This is a genomic window from Ferruginibacter sp., from assembly GCF_028288465.1.
GTDB lineage: Bacteria > Bacteroidota > Bacteroidia > Chitinophagales > Chitinophagaceae > Ferruginibacter.
The window spans coordinates 15,299-32,823 of sequence record NZ_JAQBNR010000062.1 but is presented as its reverse complement, the minus strand read 5'-3'; the positions used below and the strand labels follow the sequence as shown (position 1 = coordinate 32,823).

The following is a 17,525-nucleotide window of genomic DNA, read 5'->3' as shown; positions in this document are numbered from 1 at the left end:
ATCCTCTATTTTTTATCTCCGTTCAGCCAAACAACTTTTTGTTCCGGCTGATGTTCCATGCCAATGATATCACGGTACAAATCGGGTCGTCTTGCTTTTATATACCGATAGCCGCCTGCTTCCGTTAATTTCTGCGGAGTTAAGGTAGCAGTTACAAAACAATCATCCAATAAACGGCATTCAGCAAGCACATCACCAAAAGGATCAATGATCATAGAACATCCATTTTTTAATTGATCGTCATCCATGCCAATCGGGTTGCTAAATACAACGTACACCGCATTGTCGTACGCTCTTGAAGGCAGCCACTTCATCAGCCAGTCACGACCTTTCATGCCATCGAATTCGAGCCTCAGAGAAGTAGGGTCGTTTTCGCGGTTGAGCCATAATGCCGGATCAACAAAACCTGCGCCCGGCCTGGTGGAGGGCGTACACATGGTTACATGCGGCATAAAGATAATGTCGGCCCCCAGCAGTTTGGTAGCCCTTACATTTTCTATAATATTGTTATCATAGCAAATCAAAATACCGCATTGCCAACCTTTGATTTGAAAAATGCAATACGCATCGCCCGGTGTTAAATGGGGATTGATAAACGGATGTAATTTTCTGTATTTGGCTGCCAGCCCGTTTTCATTTACGCATACATAGGCCTTGTATAAATTATCCTGTTCATCTTTTTCAAACAGCCCCGCTAAAATAACAATACCATGTTTTGTTGCTATCGCAGTGAGCGCAGCAATACTTTCACCACCAGGAATAAACTCCGCCAGATCCAGCATTTGTTCTTTTGAAAGATGACGGGCAAAACTATAGCCTGTGACAGAGCATTCATGAAAGGCAATAACATCCGTCCCGCCGGCAGCTGCCTGTTGTGAAAGGGAATCGATAACAGACAGGTTGTAATTTTTATCACCGCTTTTGTTTTCAAACTGTGCGGTAGCTATTCTGAGATTATTCATGATGATGAGTTTAATTAATGCCCAAAATTACACGGCAGGGCATTAACAAAATTGTACAATTCCGACATGGCACTTTAATTACATTTCGGCAAATTCCACAAAATTGGAAGCTAGTTTTTGCGCTTTTACCAGGTATAGTTTCGGGGTAATACCAGTGTGTTTTTTGAAAGTTTTGATAAGATGTGACTGATCAGCATAACCTGCGGCATACGCAACGGCAGTAAGATTTTCGCCCTCTTTTAATTGTTTTAAAAAGGAATGAAGTTTTACAATGCCGGCGAATTTTTTGGGAGCAATACCGACTGATTCAATAAATTTTCTTTCGATGTGCCGTTCTGTATAGCCGGTTAATTTTACCAACTGGCGCATTGGAACAATACCCTTGTTTGATACAATACAATTAACGGCCGCGTTCACCATTGTAATGTCAATAAATGATTTTCTTACAAGAATGTCCATGAAAAAGCTATCCAACAGCTGAACCGCCTTGCCCGGAGAAAAATTATCTGCTAATTTTTCCTGCAGGCCGATTGCTTTCTTACCGAGCAGGTCTTCTGTTTGTACAATGGCATCCTGCATTTGGGCAATATGCATTCCAAGCAACTGATATAAGCCGGTTGGTTGAAAAACTACAATGATCAGGGCTGTTTCGTTAAACATAAAAATGTCTCTGAAATTAGTTAACTGGCCGTATAAAAATGAAGCAGGTAAATATTGCGGCAGCCCTTTGCCGTTGCTGAAATCTATCAGGCTGTTTCTAAGCGAAAGTACCATTGCCGGATTACCATCAGAAAACAAGCGCAGCTTTCGTATCTGCGACTGATTGCTTTCTAAAAAAAGATAATGTTTTATTAAACCGGATAATTTGTTGGCAGGTGAAATTTGCATAATAAGGGATTTGCAGCCTACCCAAATATAGCGGATTGTTTTGGATAGAAAATGCTGTAAAACGAACCAGGAATTGTGTGTAAGCTAATGCAGCATAGTGAGAAAATCAAGAGACCACTGACAAAACAAACTTATTGACCACAATCATTTTTTTCACTAATAGTTGTCATTGACAAACCTTAAGGTCATGTCTATTTTTGGTTTAACGTTTGACTATTGCCGGTAAATTCAATCTGACGGAATTCATAGTGCAGCATGATAAGGTAAATTGAATGGTATGTGGCACGGCAAAAGAGGATAAAGTTGGTTTGCCCTGATAAATTTCTTTTGCAGAATTGTATAACACTGGGTTAATTTTTTAGCATTTTTTGCAAATGCCACATCAACATGCTGATCGTTTTGCAAATTTTACCAATTACAAGTCAGCAAAGTTATTATTTGGTTGATCATGCGGTCACACACAATGATACACGGTGAAATCAATTTGGCAACGGCTTTTTTGGCCATTAGTTTTGGTATTGAACAGTTTCCGGAAACACTGTATTTTAAGTCTTATACATCTTATCGATTCCCAATATCGGGTACTATTTTTCATCATTTAAAATCTATAAAATGAAACTCAAACTATGGATGCTTGCAGCAGTATTAAGCCTGTTTGTCTTATCCTGCAAAAAGGAATTTACCAGCCAGGAAACGCTGTCTTCCAAATACAACAAGGCGGACGACGGATTGCTAAAAGACAATCCCCACCTTACCATTGCTGTCGTTTCCGATATACATTACATGCACCCCTCTTTGCTGGTGAACAATGGTGCTGAGGGTGCAGCTTTTCAAGACTATGTAGCGCGGGATCCCAAGCTGGTGCAATTCAGCGATCCTATTTTCAGGAATGTATTGGCTGATTTAACCGCACAACGGCCGGATATTTTACTTGTGCCGGGCGACCTTACAAAGGATGGCGAAAAGATCGGTCACCAGGCGATGGCGGCTTTTTTTAACCAGCTTCAGAGCGGTGGTACCAAGGTGTACGTTATGCCCGGCAACCATGATATTAACAATGCCAAGGCAAAGAAATATGATGGTAACAACGCCTATCCCGTTGAGATGACGACAAAAACTGATTTTGAAACCATCTATGGCAATTTTGGATACAACAATGCTATTTCCAGGGATGCGAACTCATTAAGTTATGTGGTACAACCAAAAGCCGGGTTACGCATCATTGCAATTGATGCCAGCCGGTATGAAGAGTATGGTCCATCCGGCGATATAGCAGATGGCCGGATTAAACCAGCCACACTTACATGGGCGTTGGCTCAGCTGGAACAGGCAAAACAACAGCACATTACCATCTTTGCCATGATGCACCATAATCTAGTAGAGCATTATGCAGGGCAAACACAGATAGATCCCGGGTATGTGGTGGAGGATAATATCAACATCGCCAATAAGCTGATGGATGCAGGGTTAAATATTATTTTTACCGGGCACTATCATGCCAATGACATCACCTCTTATACACACAATGGAAGAGAACTTTTTGACATTGAAACAGGTTCGCTGGTGAGTAACCCCAGTCCATACAGGATTATAACCATGAAAGAAAAAACGCTGGACGTAGATACAAAAACAGTACAATCTATAGCGGCAAGTTTGCCCGGTGGTTTAAGTTTTACCGCCTATTCAAATATGTTCCTTACCCAACACCTGGATGGCTACTTTAATTATTACCTGACCACACTGATGGGTGCGCCAGCGCCGCTGGCTTCCTTCGCCGCCCCATTGTTCAGAAACGCAACTATAGCGCATTTTGCAGGAGATGAAAAAATGCCGCCTGATCAACGTAAACAAATTGACCAGCTGGCAACCATGTCCCAGCAACTGGCCGGACTTGCGACAACCTTGTGGACCGACCTTGGTGTAAAGGATAATAAAACACCGATTAAATTTCAGTAAATACAAAGCGGGGTTTTCCTTAAAGGGTTATGCATCATTATAGCATGACCCTTTTTTATTTGATGCAGATAAGTTCTTAGTCAGGCACCATCCGGTATTTCCCTTTTACGTTTTGTATGTAATAGGTAACGGTTACTTTGGCGGTTTTAAATTCCGTCCACACTTTCAGGGGAACGCCTTCAAGAATGTGTTCTTTTCTGTCCTGTGTTGAGTATACCAGGTAGCCAAAATAATTATCACAACTGTAGTACGCCGCACTCAAAAACCAGGAGCTTTTACCGAAGGGAAGTTCATCGGTGAGTACGAAGGAAGTGTTTTGTATTGCGCGGGTGGCCTCATTGTACGAACGGAAATTAGCCGGCAAATCATCGCATGTCTGGGCCTTTGCAGTTGCTCGAAATATCAGCGCCAGCACCAAAACTAAAAAAATATTTTTCACCTGGGAACGTTTTATTGATACACAGCCATTTCGTTTTAATGGCGTATTTTTTTTAGCAGAACAAATTCAAAGCAGCACTGCACCATTTTTATTGGGCAGGTTAAAGACCACCGGCGTCAATTTTGTGCTCTTCTTTTAAGCAGTGCCTTCAACGCACCTGTTGACCATAGTGCCCAAAGCACCAGCATGGGTTGAAAGAATAACCTAGTTAATCTTTTAGCATCGGTATCAAGACCAAACGCATTTACACCGTTTACATATTGCGCAATGTTACCCGGAAAAATCAATACATAAAATATTGCCAGTGCGATACCAACTCTTACTCTTTCTTTTTTCCAAAAGATCATAGCAAGGCCCAACAGCAGTTCCACAACACCAGAGAGCAACACGACCAAATCTTTACTCATGGGTATCCAGTCAGGAACCTGCGCCTGGAATGCAGCCCGCTGAAATGTCATATGCCCGGCGGCGGCAAGCACCATAAAAGTGCCCAACATTATTCTTGCTATTTTTTGGAACAGTGTTGTTTGAATTGCTGTATTCACCTGTTAGTTGTTTAAATGATTGTGTGTTGAATATAAACGTAGCGTTTATTTTCAAAAGACCTGAAAATATTTTTGATGTGAGTGGCTAAACCTCTGGTGGGCACCGAAGGTCAGACCGGCACAATGGTGTAACGGGGACGTAACGAGGAAAATATTTAAACTGTATCGGTAACAGCGTAAGCAAGCATGCTCCATCAACTTTAATCCTGCCTCACCATTGTTCCCAAAACACCCTGATGGCTGGTTGATTATTGTTGTCTTTTACCAACAGAAATTCCAGTTCCATGTCATTTTCAAAATTAAAGTTGAATGTACTTTTTCCTATTGAAAGCCCCGTTATTACGTTGCCATATGCCTTTTTTAGTTCTGCTTTAATATCGCATTTTTCTCCGCTGGATATTTGATAATTGCCAATAGGAGCTGCCGCATTGCCCAATTTTTTTGAGTTGATTTTATTCATAATTGTATCGGGAATTTTGCCCTTGCCAAAAGAAGAAACAACCATGCTGTCAACCCTGTATGCTACTGCCCAGGATTTGTTATTCAATACTAAAATAAAGCCGGCATTGCCGGAATACGTATTCATTATTTTTTGGCCTGTAACATGCAAAGCCAAACTATCCAATGATCTGGCATAAGAGCTGTTAACCAATAGCTCCGTTTGCGATGCACTCAAAATACTATCAGTTGACTGAACCGGTTTTTGGTTGTGTGTTGAAACAGGTAGTGTTGTTTGACAAACAGCTATATTTGAACTTAGTAAAAGAGCAAAGGATTTAAGTGTTTTCATATTCCGTTGTTGTATGGAAGCTGATAAATATACCTTGTTTAAATTGAATGATAATTTTAATTACAGATTAGTCAGCACATCAGATATATTCATCAATCGCCTTTTGAATAAACATCGTCTGCTGTGTGAGTTGATGACAGGGGTACGCCTCCACTTCGATAAAAGTTCCACAACGGTATACCGTAAAAGTGTGCGACGCAACGATGCCGCTATAAAAAAATACGGCTGGTCACATAAAAAAATTACAACGCTAAATACCCAGCACCTCTTTTAATTTGGCATAACCAGCTTTGCTTACAGGCAGTCGGGCGCCGGTGGTTAGCAGGGCAAGGTGACTGTCTTTTTCGTAGGGGTCTATGCGGGTGATGAGTTGTGCGTTGACGATGTAGCTGCGGTGGATGCGGATGAATTCCTGTGGCGGCAGGATGTCTTCAAAATGCTGCATCGTTTTCTTTTTTAAAAAGCTGCCTTCGGCGGTCACGATTTTTACATAGTCGTCGGCGGCCTCGAGGTACTGCACCTGTACTACGGGGATGATCTTTATTTTGCCATTGTCTTTTACCACAATGCGGTTGCTTTGTGTGGCGGCCTGCAGTGCAGTTTCAACTACTGCTTGTGCAGCGTTGGTGTGAGGTTGCTGCAATTTTTGCATGGCTTTATCAAAGCGTTCCTTGCTGAATGGCTTTAATAAATAATCGGCAGCATGGGCGTCAAATGCTTTGATAGCATACTCTTCAAAGGCTGTGGTAAAAATGACCTGCGGCGGATTATCGATGAGTTCCAGCATTTCAAAACCATTTATTTTGGGCATTTGTATATCCAGGAAAATTAAATCGGGCTGGTGTTGCTGAATGGCTTTCATGCCTTCGAAACCATCGTTGCATTCCTGCACTACTTCAATGTGCGGATAGGCCTGCAGGTATTCTTTCACCATCATTCTTGCCAGTGGTTCGTCGTCAATTATGATTGCTTTCATTTTGTTGCGGTATGCTGATTGTGGTAATAAATTGTTGTGCTTCTTTTTTTATCTGTAACAAATCGTGCCTTGCAAATAACAAAAATAACCGTCGACGGATGGAAGATAAACCGAAGCCCGTACCTTTTACCGGCGCCGAGGTGGTTTCGTCAAAAGGGTTTTGTACACTCACTTCCAGCAGGTCGTTTACTTTTTTTGCCTGTATAAAAATCGTGACTTCACCAATGGTATCATACAGTCCGAACTTGATGGCGTTTTCAACCAGTGGCTGCAGTAACATAGATGGTAAATGCATTTGCATTGCAGCAGGTTCTGTTTCTATCTGCGTTTGCAGACGGTAACCAAAGCGCACTTTTTCGATATCTAAATACAATTGCAGGTATTGCAGTTCTTCTTCAAAACTGGTCCATTGCTGTTGTTCTTTTTTTAAGGTGCCGCGTAAAAAATCACTCAGCTGCTGTATCATGTGACGGGCTTTTTCGGGCTGGCTTCCGGTAAGTGCACTGATGGAATTTAAACTGTTGAATAAAAAATGCGGTTGTAATTGCTGGCGCAATTTATTCAGTTCTGCCTCTCTTGCCAACCTTTCCATAGCCTGCTTTCGCTCGTTATCGGCTTGCTGATCCTGCTGGGAATACCAGAGCAAACTCAGCACAGTACAACAACCGATGATTAAAAAAGCAATAGCAAAACGGATGAGAGAAGTATGCGCCAGCATAGTTAAATAAGCCGTGTCAGTTTTAAATACCCGCCATAAAATGATGCGTAATAATAAGAGCCATAAACAACTTAACCCAAAGCTGATGATGAGCGTGTACCAGTATTTTTCTTTCTTGGGAAGATAATACCGCATGTTGTTGATGATGAGGAGGCAGAAAGCTTCGAGCAATAAATTGCTGATGACGGAATCAGTAATGGCACGTGAAACTGGGATGCCAAAATCCAGCAATACATTTACCTGCAGCGTGCTCCATATCCCAAACCAGGAGAGGAAGGTGACAAAGAAAACCAGTACGCTTTTTTTTTGCGATGCAGTATTACGTGCCAATGGACATGCTGTTTAAACAAGTGAACTGATGCAGGCTGCGCTGGAACAATTGCGAAGCTATTTTTTGTATGCTGCGAATGTACGCTTCTGCATTTGCTTCTTCTTTTATCGTAGAAAAAATCTCGGCGCCATCGGTGGACTGTCCAAGCAAATGCAGCTCACATACATCGATAAATTTCCATTGTACGTCCACGAGACTTCCCTCCTTTAAAGAATCTCCTTCTCCCAATAATCTTGCTTTGTGAAACGCATGCAATTCATCATCTGCATAAATCAGGCGGACCTGTTCTTCAAATTGTGCGGTATGCGTACCCGATCCGCAAACAATTCTGAAAACCAATTTTGCAAGGAACCAATTCATGAGCTGTAGTTTTGTTATGGTCAATAGTGAATGGTCAATAGTCAATGGTGAGTTGTGAGCGCTCAATCGTCAATGGTCGTTGGTGACTTTGTTTTTGTGGGCCCTATTCACCACTCACTATTCACCATTCACCAACTCGCTAGTAGCTTCTAATCTCCACGCCACCGAATACCGCAGAACCTTTTAGTATCAATATTTTCCCGGGATTGATGGTGGCATCCGGATTGAATCTTCTCTTATCATCGATGCCATGAAAGACACCTTCGATGTCATTTTGCACAGACCAGTGTGGAGGTATTACCAGTTTTACACCGCCGAATACGGCTTCCAGTTTTAATATCACCGTTCCGTTAATATCGGCCTGGCTCAGGTCAATTTCGGCACCGCCAAATACGCAGGAGATACGGCCACCCTGGAAATTTTTTGATACTATATTTTTTACTACGCCGCTGAACACGGAACGTACATTCAGGAAGTCTGAGCTGTCGATAGAACCCGCTACAACCGGCGATTGAGTAACGCCGTATACGTCGGTTGTGCTGGTTGTTTGTTTATTGATATTAATATCGGCATTAAAATCAACCCAGCTTTTTTTGTTGGGCCTTAGTATAAATAATATTCCCACGCCTATTATCACCAGCGGCCAGAAAAGAGGTTGCAAGCCAAGACTGGGAATAAAATCGCTTACCAAAAAAAAACCGCCTACACCGACTAAAATTATCCACCCATTGTTTCTGAAATTATGTTTTACGCCAGAGTAAATACCGACCAGTATTAAAATCATTGGCCAGGAAAATAACCAACCGGGCAACCAGAAGCCCATGTTACGTAATAACAAAAATGCACCCACGCCCACCAGTATCAATCCTGCTACGATTCTTCCTCCATCATAGTTTCTTGTTCCTTTACTGTTTTCCATTGTGTTTAATTTTATATCACAAATGTATAGTAGCGCAAATACTAATGAAAATGGCATTAGGCAATTGCAGGTGGAAAGGCGGTAAACGCAGGTGTTTTGTAGGTGAACGCAGAAGGTTTAAAGCTTAAGGCTGAACGCTGAAGGCAAAGACAGAAAGCAGTAGGCAAAAGGCAGGAGACAAAAGGCTTAATGCTTAAGTAAAAAGTAAAAATTGGGGATGGTCTGTGCCTGGCCTTTTTTCGCCATTCCCAGAGAAGTATTCGTGTTATTTCTTTTCTCCGGTGATGATGCTTCTGTTGCCGGTGGTGTGGGTTTCTCGTATGTTTACAAAACCGGCAGCTTCCAGCAGCGGAGCCAGTTCTGTAATGGAATAACATTTGCCCCAGCAGGAAAACATCAGCAGAATAGAATACTCGGCCGTTGACAGCGGGCCAGATTTATCCGGGTTAATATGGGCATCATGAATCATGATTACGCCACCTTTATTCAGGCTGTTGAATGAGTTGTTGATCAGGATTTGGTTTTGTTCCAGCGTCCAGTCGTGCAGTACATGCGAAAATAAATGGATGTCGAAACCTGCGGGGATGGACTGAAACATATCGCCTTCGATGACTTTTACAGATGCTTCTTTTTCTTTATTTCGGATAGAAATTTCAGCAATTTTATCTACAGGTGATTTTTCTAAAATGCCACCGGTGAGGTTGGGGAAATGATCAATGATGGAACAAACATACACACCGGAAGCACCACCGATATCAAGCATTGTATTGTATTTACTGAAGTCGAATTTTTTTGAAATAGCCGGAGCCATTAATGCCGCACGGCTATCCATACCCGCTGTGAACATCGCTGCAAAATCAGGTCTTTCCATGGCTTTCGCCCAGTCCAGCTCATCTTTTTTAGCGCCCCAGCTTTGTGGCTTTCCGGTCTTCAGTGCATCCAGCATTTTTTCAATAATCGGCCGCTCAAGCAGGTTGGAAAAGTAGGGGATCAGGTTCCATGTTGAAGTAGATAACAAAAACTCGGACGTCTTTTTAGTAACTACATAGTGACCATTTTCGATGGCTAGCAGGCCCAGTGCAACAAAATAAGTAAGCATTACATCGGTGCACCGACGGTCTGTTTTAAAGTGATTGCAGATGCCTTCGAAATCCAGTTCGTATTTTTCAATGGCTGTAAAAAAATCGAGATGGCCAAGCGCAGTGATCAACAGGTCTGTTGCGTAAACGCTGTCTCTTAAACCAATCAAATCAGCAGGGTCAGTTTCTGGCAGGGCAATCGTATCGTTTGTCATTTCAGGCAATTTATTTTAGTTTACATAAGGAGCAAAAAGCAATGATTGTTTAAGACACAGACTTTAATATTTCCAGTATGGGCGCATCCACATGTCCAAACAAGGATACACCGGCTGCACCATTTTGCATCGCAATTTCAATGCCTTTTTTTATATCATCATTGCTTTTAAAATCGGGTAAATACAACCCGGCATACAAGGGAAATTTACCGCCTATTCCTTTCACACCTTCTGCCACCGCATCACCGATCCATCCAATATCTTCTTTATAAAATCCATGATAGATCATCGGGCAAACAGCATCCAGGTTCCAGTTCGTCCAGTCTTGCCGCACATTTCTTTTAGCCACTTCCGGTGTTGGGAAAACCGCTGCTGTAATGGGTTTCTTAAAATCATGCGCCACAGCTGAAAGCCTGTTTACAATTCTTGTTATGTTATTGTAACGGAACCTGCGCCAGGATAAATTCTGTTCGGGATACATTACAGACAACGGATCAACGCCTTTTTGTAAACGAAAATTTTCCCGGCAAACATCACAGTAACAATAATCGTATTCAGGCAGTTCTTTGGTTTGTTCAATCCCATAATTATCCCATAAATTCAATGGCAAAATAACATCGCAATAACGCACATAATCCAGGTGAATACCATCAACATAATCTTTGCTGAGTATGCTTTTCACATCAGCTTCCAAATACTGGTACACTTCTTCTTTGGATGGGCAAAGCCAGCGGTAATAACTCACATAAGGAGGGTTTTCAGCGCAGGATTCCAGCTTGCGGTTTACCGCATACCATTCGGGATGTGCTGCCAGCAATTCCTTTTCACCACGGTTCATGGTCCACATCCAGCGATGAGCTGCGATGTTATTTTTCTTTGCCAGCCGGTAGTGTTTTTCACTGTCGGCTTCAAAAAATATACCGCGGATACCTGCATCATGATAAGCTGCATACAAGGCATCAATGGCTGCATCTGTATCTTTTGGATTGGGATTGATCCATACCCAATGCTTCCACTTCTTTTTATTCTTTTTTAAATAGCCATCGCCTGCAGATGCGTTTAAGGAGAGCTGTGCGCTGGCAACACCGGCTACCAGCGCTGATTTTAAAAATTGTCTTTTGCTGATCATGGATTGCTTGCTTTACTGATTTTACCATCCTGGTCTATTTGCCACCGTTCCGCAATACCGGCAGGCTGCAGGACTGCTATGTATTGAAGCCCTGTTGCCACCAGTTCGATATGGCAATTTAAGCCAGCACTTTCAATTGTTGAAGGAAAATTTAACAGCGGTAAATCGGTTGCGTATTGGAGATGTTGCTGCCGGTATTGCTGTTGTTTATAAAACAGTAACCACAAATATTTTTTGTATGTTTCGGCCGCAGGCAACGGCATATTTATTTTTGATGAACCTGCGTTTTGCGTGCTGAACTGCAGGTAACCCCAGCGTTCGGGCATGTGCATGTTGATTGGTCCCTGCGGCGACCAAACCCAGTTGTGTTCTGGCAGCGGACGTTTTGAAACAGAATCCGCTTTCTTAATATAATTACCATGAACAATTTCAGTTTCATATTCAACCCTTGAAAAATTGATGCGCCAGAAACTTCCATCTGCAGGCACCTGTTCTTTAAAGCCGGTAGCAATGGAACGCAATGGAATGGCCATTTCAACAAACCATTTTTTATCAATGTCCCTGGTATTATTAACAGAACCTTGCACGGATACAGCCGACTTCAATTGCTGTACATCCCAGTTGATCAGGGCGACGCCACCATTGCGGTAGGGTTTGGTTAAAAACAAATCGAAGATAGTATTGAGCGCATTTACCTCTATCTCAAAATAGTTGTGCATATCGCCATCCGGATCGATGAAAATTTCAAAATCATTGTCATTGAAAACGATGTCATCATGGTGTTTCAGTGTGGCCCAGGTGTTGGGCTCTTCCAGCTCAGCAGCGATGTATACATATTGCGTATCCCAAAGCATTTTAAAACGCGTTTTCAATGGAGGAACGGGTTTTTTATTACCTTCAATATCAACAAAATCATCTGACCATTCTGCCTTGCTCCACGATACTTCTTTTAATTTGCCATCAATTTTTATAGGGTCTTTTGTTTTGTAAATGGTGTATTGCCGTGGGGTGGTAAATAACTGTTCGTAGCCCGTAAAAAGGTCCTGGGCTTTGACGGGTTTGACAGAAATAGAAGTAATGATAAATGCAATGCAAAAAATACAGCGATTCAAAATCAAAGTGGTTTAAGGTTGGTGGTTCAACAATTAAATAATAATGGTAAGTTAATTCAATTGTTGATTCGCAACGCTTTGCTGCAGGAGTTTATCCCGCTTATTTTTTGTACATTAAGCCTTTAAACCATACTGATCAATAATGGCCTGCCTTTTTTCAGGGAACATGGTTACTCCAAATTTTTTGTTCAGTTCATCCATTCTCCCGGCTATCGCAGGATCGGCAGGAGATAATTTATTTTGTACCATATCAGGAATCATTTTATGAAATAATTCTTCGAGGTAATCTTCAAAGTTTTGGTTAAAATACATGTCCATAAAGCGCAGCGGTTTATCTCCCGCATTCCAGAAAGTATGCTCCAATCCCCTTGGCCGCATGTGCCAGCCACCGGCTGTTATTTCATCAGTTTTTCCATCAACAATAACCGAGGCAGTTCCTTCGAGTACCAACATTATTTCATCCAGCTCTTTGTGTACGTGCGGGGCAGGGCCCATTTGTTTGGGGGCAACGGCAGTCTCTACGTTTGAAAACTGCATGTTGGTTTGCGAACTGCGGATCCACGTACGAATGTTTATTCCGCCCGGTCCGGGATCCAGTGGAGCTGCTGGAGGCAGGGAAAATGGCGACAATTTTTTCGTTGTGTTGTGTACTTCTTCCTGTTCTTTTTGTTTGGCACTGCAGCCAGGTAAAGAAAATAAACTTAACCCTGCGATAGCCATCGCCAGCTGTTGAATGGCAGTGCGTCTTGTAGTTGAATTGTGCATAGGTAATAGCCGGTTACTTTATGAATGTTTGTTTTAATCAGAAACCGGTAAAGCAAATGTAAATGAATAGCCCCTGTTGTCAGGTGTAAGAAAACGACATTTTCAGACCAACCTTAATAGTTTTTCTGTGGCTTGCTCATGAGCTTTAAGCAGCGTCGTAGGAGTAACTCCGGCAAACTGCTTAAAATCTTTATTCATGTGCTGAAAGTCGGTGTAGCCGCAAGTTTCTGAAATGTCAAGCCAGTCTAACTCAGGGTGTTTATCTTTTAATTCAAAAGCCTTGTTAAACCGGGCAATGCGGTGGTATAACCTGGCAGGCACACCTATACGTTCCAGGAATTTTCTTTCAAACTGCCTTGGACTTAAACATGCCTGCGTTGCAAACCAGTTAAGCGAAAATTGATTGGGCTGGCAGTAAAGCATGCTGGCAAGCTCATCTATCGGTTGATGTTGTCGCTTTAATTTTTTCACTTTATGAAATAAATACAAGTCAACTACCTGTATCATTTTTTCATAAATATCAGTATTTGCCAGTTGTTCATTTACAAGGCTGATCTCTTTACCCAGCACATCATCTGCGTTTACATACCCCTCCAATTTATTCAGCGGAATACCAAACAGTTTAAACAATGCTCCTGGCTGAAAAACAACTTTAAGCATCAGGTAATCCGGATCGAAATGAAGGTCGTAGCAGGCCGTTTGCTGGCCGGATAAATACGCATTACTCCTGCGTTGTACTTTACCCGTCTGCCTGTCGACGGCCGTGATGCGGCCCCTGGGATCAAAAGTCAGGCATTGTTCAGGGCAAGGGGTATATGCCCGTGTAGGATTTATAGAAACACCATCAAATTTAAAATGCAACAAAAGATATTCCCTCACGTATTCTTTCAAAAAAGGAGCAGGCTGAAAGAATTGATAGATCATTTTTAGATTGTTAGCTGTAACTAAAAATAGCTCTTTGCTTTAATTCATCCAAATAGTTCGAGTTTCTTATAAGACGAACTTCTTTTCCCCGCGTCATATTATTTAGCCAGTGTTGCTTCCATGTCAATCAACAACCCGCCTGGAGGAAGAGTGCCTCCGGAAGATTCAAAGGCAACTTTATTTGGCCAGCTTTTTACTGCCATTTTTTCTGCAATTTTTCGGTCGCCGGTCTTTTCAAAAATCAATTGTTTAATGGTAGGTTCAGGCGCCCAAATTTTTGCAGTGGAAGGAATACCAAATTCATCCCATGAAGGGGTAATACCATATTTTTCTTTGAATGTATTTTCGCCGGGGCAAATAAAATAGATGGAGGTGATACCCGGCTGATATTGTTTTGTAATGACATTCTTAAGCAGGCTATATTCCACCTGTAACGGATCAATAAATTGTTTATGGTAATTATACCAGGCATTCATTAAAAAGAAAATGCTAAATCCGCCTGCAACAATATTACTGGTGTTTTCTTTTTTAATCAGAGAAAAAATTGTTTCCGCTACAAGTAACAATGCAATCATATCCAGGGCAAACAAAGTGCGGTTGGAAGAATAATTTTCCTGTACGATAAGAGAAGGCAGATCGGCGAACATGGCAAAAACAATCAGCCCCAATAAATACACCAGTTTATCTGCCGGTGATTTTGTGCGCTGCGTGATTAGAGTAGCCGCCATCCATCCGAATAAAACAGTTCCGTAAACAATCAGTCCCTCAACACTTTTTTCTGTAAAAATATACGTAAAATGAAAAGCCGTTGCCAGCGGCATTGAGAAAAAAAACAACAATTTATTCACTGGATTAGTGGCGAACGCCCCTCTGCTACTGGCTGGCAATGCATACACATTCAGGGTGTATTTAAATGCCAGGTAATACACGATAAAGATTACCAGGGAAAAAGCAAAGCCGATATAAATGGTTTTGCTGATTTTTTTTGTGGCGATAAAATGAATAAAAAAAGGAATAAAAAAGCAGCCAAAACAATGTTGATAAATGAACAATGCGGTTACACCTGTAATAATGGATAGTGCTATCCGTTTAGATGATACTTCTACCAGTTCACCATTGTAGCTTATACCTTGATATAACACAAACCCAGACAGCAGCGCACTTAAACAGGCTATAAACATTTCCATACAGGCGCTCCATCCAATGTAAATAATAAAGGGTGGCATGCAGATAAGATAAACCATTGCCAGCAAGACAAGCTGTTTGGGTAAACCGTTTTTAACAACCAGGGTACTGATAATATAATACCAAACCGGCAAGCACAGTATCCATCCAAAGAAAGAAAAAAGGCGGGCATAAATAACCTGGTGAACAGTGTGTATGTGGCTGAATACCCATTCAAAAATTTTGTAGGTAAGTAATCTTCCCTGTGGAACAGATGTTTCAAAATTCAGCCTGGTTGCGGCATCCCAAAGCTGGTTGGCTTCATCTGTATAGAGGAACTCAGCAGTAAAAACCGGGTAATAAATAATAAGTAGAGCAGCTGTTAAAAACAACAGTAAAGTAACACTCGTACGGTTCATAATGGAGATTCATTTTTTTACACTCAGCTGAAGTTAATTGTAACCAGCACATCATTTTAAGTGCCGATATTAACGGTGGTAGTAGTTTTACCTACACCGCCCTTGATATTATAATGTGCAATTTTCTTCAGGAAGGTAATTTAATAATTAGAAAGTTACTACTGTATTAATTTCGCCACAAGCCGTTTCCATTCCGCTATCAGACCTCGTATTACGGTCATAAATGACACCAGCAAAACGTTTTGGGGTTTTGCCAGTGTACCGCAGTCCGCACCAGCCACCTTTATGAATGTTTTCAAATGGACTGAACAGCAACCAGCCAGCACCTGTCTGCAGGAAGAAATACTCAAAGGAAACGAATGTTTAAAAATTTTGTTGTGAAGTATTGGGGACTGAAAAATACGTTGTTCTATTGGCGAGGTATTGAATAAATTGAGGTAGTGAGTAAAATAATGCCCACTGAATTTTTGGAGAGCGTTTTTGCCGTTGCATAAATCCGGCACATAATTTACTCACCATTGTTTTTGATTTCACTATTTTTTAGCTTGAGAAATTCAGCGGATAAAATGCAAATGCTACGATGAACAACATTAGAACTATATCTTACGCCCAGCAACTTAGTTTTCAATTATTACTGATCTTATTAATCGGTATTTTCATTTCTGTTGGTCATGGCGTGCTGGTACCTATTTATTTTTCTATTCTTTTATCGATATTATTGTTACCCGTTACCAACCTGCTGCAAAAATGTTATCTGCCGGCAACAATGGCCAACCTTGTGGCGGTTATTTTAGCCCTTGCAGTAATCGCCACAATTGTCTATTTTATTTCAGCGCAGATGATTGGCTTTTTAAACGATGTTCCTGCCATAAGGGAACACCTGGCCGGGCATATTACTTCACTGCAAAAATGGCTTGAACAAAAAGTGCATATCAGCACTGAGGTACAAAAATCTTACATCAACGATATCCGGGAAGGGGTTCGGCATTCGGGCGGCCAGTATATTGGCCAAACTTTTCTTACCGTATCGCAAACAGTCATGTTTACAATTATAGTAGCTATTTATTCTTTTCTGATTCTTTGCTACCGGCAATTAATCAGGCGGTTTTTGTTTGCCGTTTTTAGCAGCCAGCACAAAGAACGGTTGCAGTTTGTATTGCTCCAATCAAAACAGATTATTCAAAAATACATGACTGGGTTGCTGATAGAAATGGCTATTGTAGCAGCCTGCAATTCAGCTGTGTTGTTGATTATCGGGGTGAAGTATGCTGTATTTTTGGGCGTCTTTGCAGCGGTGCTAAATATTGTGCCGTATATAGGATTGTTTACAAGCCTTGTTTTTACCGTGCTTGTAACCCTGGGTAATTCATCAAGCATGAATGAAATTATCTGGATCATTGCCGGTATGGAAACGATCCATTTTTTAGATGCGAATTTTTTGATGACCAAGATTGTCGGATCAAAAGTAAAGATTAATGCACTGATGACGATTGTGGGCGTTGTAATTGGCGGTTCTATGATTGGGTTGCCCGGTATCTTTTTAGCGCTACCCACCATTGCCATTGTGAATGTGATTTTTTCCCAGATAGACGCACTTAAACCGTGGTCAATACTGCTGAGCGATGACACTGAAAATATTCCTGAAAAGCGCATCTTGCGGCATCTTAAAAAATTAAGTGATAAAAGAAAGGCGGCTGTTGTACCTACCCAGGCAAATAAATCTAACGCCACGGATCATTAGCAAACGGCTATTGAAACCAAACGCAAATATCCACCGTTGAATGACCGTACCGGTTGACAGCGCCATCCAATTACAATTTGAAATATACTCAAT

17 protein-coding genes are annotated in these 17,525 nt (G+C 41.6%); 2 read left to right on the top strand and 15 right to left on the bottom strand.

Annotated elements, in window-relative coordinates; all coding sequences use genetic code 11:
* Nucleotides 1–5: 5 nt before the first annotated feature.
* Both JWR61_RS23965 and JWR61_RS23960 read right to left on the bottom strand, forming a co-directional pair.
* On the bottom strand, nt 6–962 hold the full coding sequence (locus tag JWR61_RS23965) for a nitrilase family protein (protein ID WP_301930228.1): 957 nt from the start codon (nt 960–962) through the stop codon (nt 6–8).
* A gap of 78 nt (nt 963–1,040) precedes the next feature.
* The gene (locus JWR61_RS23960; protein ID WP_301930227.1) at nt 1,041–1,850 is read right to left on the bottom strand and encodes a helix-turn-helix transcriptional regulator; all 810 of its coding nucleotides are present in this window, start codon (nt 1,848–1,850) and stop codon (nt 1,041–1,043) included.
* 612 nt (nt 1,851–2,462) lie between these two features.
* Here JWR61_RS23960 and JWR61_RS23955 point away from each other — a divergent pair.
* Nucleotides 2,463–3,806 (top strand): metallophosphoesterase, encoded by a 1,344-nt coding sequence (locus tag JWR61_RS23955; RefSeq protein ID WP_301930226.1) that lies wholly within the window; start codon nt 2,463–2,465, stop codon nt 3,804–3,806.
* Between the two features lie 76 nt (nt 3,807–3,882).
* Here JWR61_RS23955 and JWR61_RS23950 read toward each other — a convergent pair whose 3' ends face one another.
* The 13 genes from JWR61_RS23950 to JWR61_RS23890 form a co-directional block, all read right to left on the bottom strand.
* A complete protein-coding gene (locus tag JWR61_RS23950) occupies nt 3,883–4,245 on the bottom strand; it encodes a hypothetical protein (protein WP_301930225.1) in 363 nt (120 codons plus the stop codon).
* 116 nt (nt 4,246–4,361) lie between these two features.
* A complete protein-coding gene (locus JWR61_RS23945; RefSeq protein WP_301930224.1) occupies nt 4,362–4,790 on the bottom strand; it encodes a hypothetical protein in 429 nt (142 codons plus the stop codon).
* A gap of 211 nt (nt 4,791–5,001) precedes the next feature.
* Nucleotides 5,002–5,580 carry a hypothetical protein gene (locus tag JWR61_RS23940; RefSeq protein WP_301930223.1) on the bottom strand — a complete coding sequence of 193 codons (579 nt, stop codon included), beginning with the start codon at nt 5,578–5,580 and terminating at the stop codon, nt 5,002–5,004.
* Nucleotides 5,581–5,830: 250 nt separating this feature from the next.
* Nucleotides 5,831–6,556 carry a LytTR family DNA-binding domain-containing protein gene (locus JWR61_RS23935; protein ID WP_301930222.1) on the bottom strand — a complete coding sequence of 242 codons (726 nt, stop codon included), beginning with the start codon at nt 6,554–6,556 and terminating at the stop codon, nt 5,831–5,833.
* Nucleotides 6,537–7,604, bottom strand: coding sequence for a sensor histidine kinase (locus tag JWR61_RS23930; protein ID WP_301930221.1), 1,068 nt, complete (start codon nt 7,602–7,604; stop codon nt 6,537–6,539). The genes JWR61_RS23935 and JWR61_RS23930 overlap by 20 nt, the downstream gene beginning before the upstream one ends.
* On the bottom strand, nt 7,594–7,965 hold the full coding sequence (locus JWR61_RS23925) for a DUF4288 domain-containing protein (protein WP_301930220.1): 372 nt from the start codon (nt 7,963–7,965) through the stop codon (nt 7,594–7,596). Before JWR61_RS23925 ends, JWR61_RS23930 begins: the two co-directional genes overlap by 11 nt.
* A 139-nt stretch (nt 7,966–8,104) precedes the next feature.
* Nucleotides 8,105–8,884, bottom strand: a complete 780-nt coding sequence (locus tag JWR61_RS23920) for a DUF5668 domain-containing protein (RefSeq protein ID WP_301930219.1) — start codon at nt 8,882–8,884, stop codon at nt 8,105–8,107.
* A gap of 265 nt (nt 8,885–9,149) precedes the next feature.
* Nucleotides 9,150–10,178, bottom strand: coding sequence for a methyltransferase (locus tag JWR61_RS23915; protein ID WP_301930218.1), 1,029 nt, complete (start codon nt 10,176–10,178; stop codon nt 9,150–9,152).
* A 49-nt stretch (nt 10,179–10,227) separates the two neighbouring features.
* On the bottom strand, nt 10,228–11,307 hold the full coding sequence (locus tag JWR61_RS23910; RefSeq protein WP_301930217.1) for a family 10 glycosylhydrolase: 1,080 nt from the start codon (nt 11,305–11,307) through the stop codon (nt 10,228–10,230).
* Complete coding sequence (locus tag JWR61_RS23905; RefSeq protein ID WP_301930216.1) at nt 11,304–12,419, bottom strand: carbohydrate-binding family 9-like protein; 1,116 nt, start codon at nt 12,417–12,419, stop codon at nt 11,304–11,306. Before JWR61_RS23905 ends, JWR61_RS23910 begins: the two co-directional genes overlap by 4 nt.
* Nucleotides 12,420–12,533: 114 nt before the next feature.
* Nucleotides 12,534–13,184, bottom strand: a complete 651-nt coding sequence (locus JWR61_RS23900; protein ID WP_301930215.1) for a cupin domain-containing protein — start codon at nt 13,182–13,184, stop codon at nt 12,534–12,536.
* A gap of 102 nt (nt 13,185–13,286) precedes the next feature.
* Nucleotides 13,287–14,108, bottom strand: coding sequence for a helix-turn-helix domain-containing protein (locus JWR61_RS23895; protein ID WP_301930214.1), 822 nt, complete (start codon nt 14,106–14,108; stop codon nt 13,287–13,289).
* 98 nt (nt 14,109–14,206) lie between these two features.
* On the bottom strand, nt 14,207–15,691 hold the full coding sequence (locus tag JWR61_RS23890) for a hypothetical protein (RefSeq protein WP_301930213.1): 1,485 nt from the start codon (nt 15,689–15,691) through the stop codon (nt 14,207–14,209).
* A 580-nt stretch (nt 15,692–16,271) separates the two neighbouring features.
* Between JWR61_RS23890 and JWR61_RS23885 the strand changes: the two genes are divergently transcribed.
* A complete protein-coding gene (locus tag JWR61_RS23885; RefSeq protein ID WP_301930212.1) occupies nt 16,272–17,432 on the top strand; it encodes an AI-2E family transporter in 1,161 nt (386 codons plus the stop codon).
* The last annotated feature ends 93 nt before the right edge of the window (nt 17,433–17,525 follow it).

What these genes read in the sequence shown, in the direction of transcription:
- JWR61_RS23965 (WP_301930228.1), bottom strand. Translation starts at nt 962, where the DNA reads ATGAATAATCTCAGAATAGCTACCGCACAGTTTGAAAACAAAAGCGGT.
- JWR61_RS23960 (WP_301930227.1), bottom strand. Translation starts at nt 1,850, where the DNA reads ATGCAAATTTCACCTGCCAACAAATTATCCGGTTTAATAAAACATTAT.
- JWR61_RS23955 (WP_301930226.1), top strand. Translation starts at nt 2,463, where the DNA reads ATGAAACTCAAACTATGGATGCTTGCAGCAGTATTAAGCCTGTTTGTC.
- JWR61_RS23940 (WP_301930223.1), bottom strand. Translation starts at nt 5,580, where the DNA reads ATGAAAACACTTAAATCCTTTGCTCTTTTACTAAGTTCAAATATAGCT.
- JWR61_RS23935 (WP_301930222.1), bottom strand. Translation starts at nt 6,556, where the DNA reads ATGAAAGCAATCATAATTGACGACGAACCACTGGCAAGAATGATGGTG.
- JWR61_RS23925 (WP_301930220.1), bottom strand. Translation starts at nt 7,965, where the DNA reads ATGAATTGGTTCCTTGCAAAATTGGTTTTCAGAATTGTTTGCGGATCG.
- JWR61_RS23920 (WP_301930219.1), bottom strand. Translation starts at nt 8,884, where the DNA reads ATGGAAAACAGTAAAGGAACAAGAAACTATGATGGAGGAAGAATCGTA.
- JWR61_RS23915 (WP_301930218.1), bottom strand. Translation starts at nt 10,178, where the DNA reads ATGACAAACGATACGATTGCCCTGCCAGAAACTGACCCTGCTGATTTG.
- JWR61_RS23910 (WP_301930217.1), bottom strand. Translation starts at nt 11,307, where the DNA reads ATGATCAGCAAAAGACAATTTTTAAAATCAGCGCTGGTAGCCGGTGTT.
- JWR61_RS23900 (WP_301930215.1), bottom strand. Translation starts at nt 13,184, where the DNA reads ATGCACAATTCAACTACAAGACGCACTGCCATTCAACAGCTGGCGATG.
- JWR61_RS23895 (WP_301930214.1), bottom strand. Translation starts at nt 14,108, where the DNA reads ATGATCTATCAATTCTTTCAGCCTGCTCCTTTTTTGAAAGAATACGTG.
- JWR61_RS23890 (WP_301930213.1), bottom strand. Translation starts at nt 15,691, where the DNA reads ATGAACCGTACGAGTGTTACTTTACTGTTGTTTTTAACAGCTGCTCTA.
- JWR61_RS23885 (WP_301930212.1), top strand. Translation starts at nt 16,272, where the DNA reads ATGAACAACATTAGAACTATATCTTACGCCCAGCAACTTAGTTTTCAA.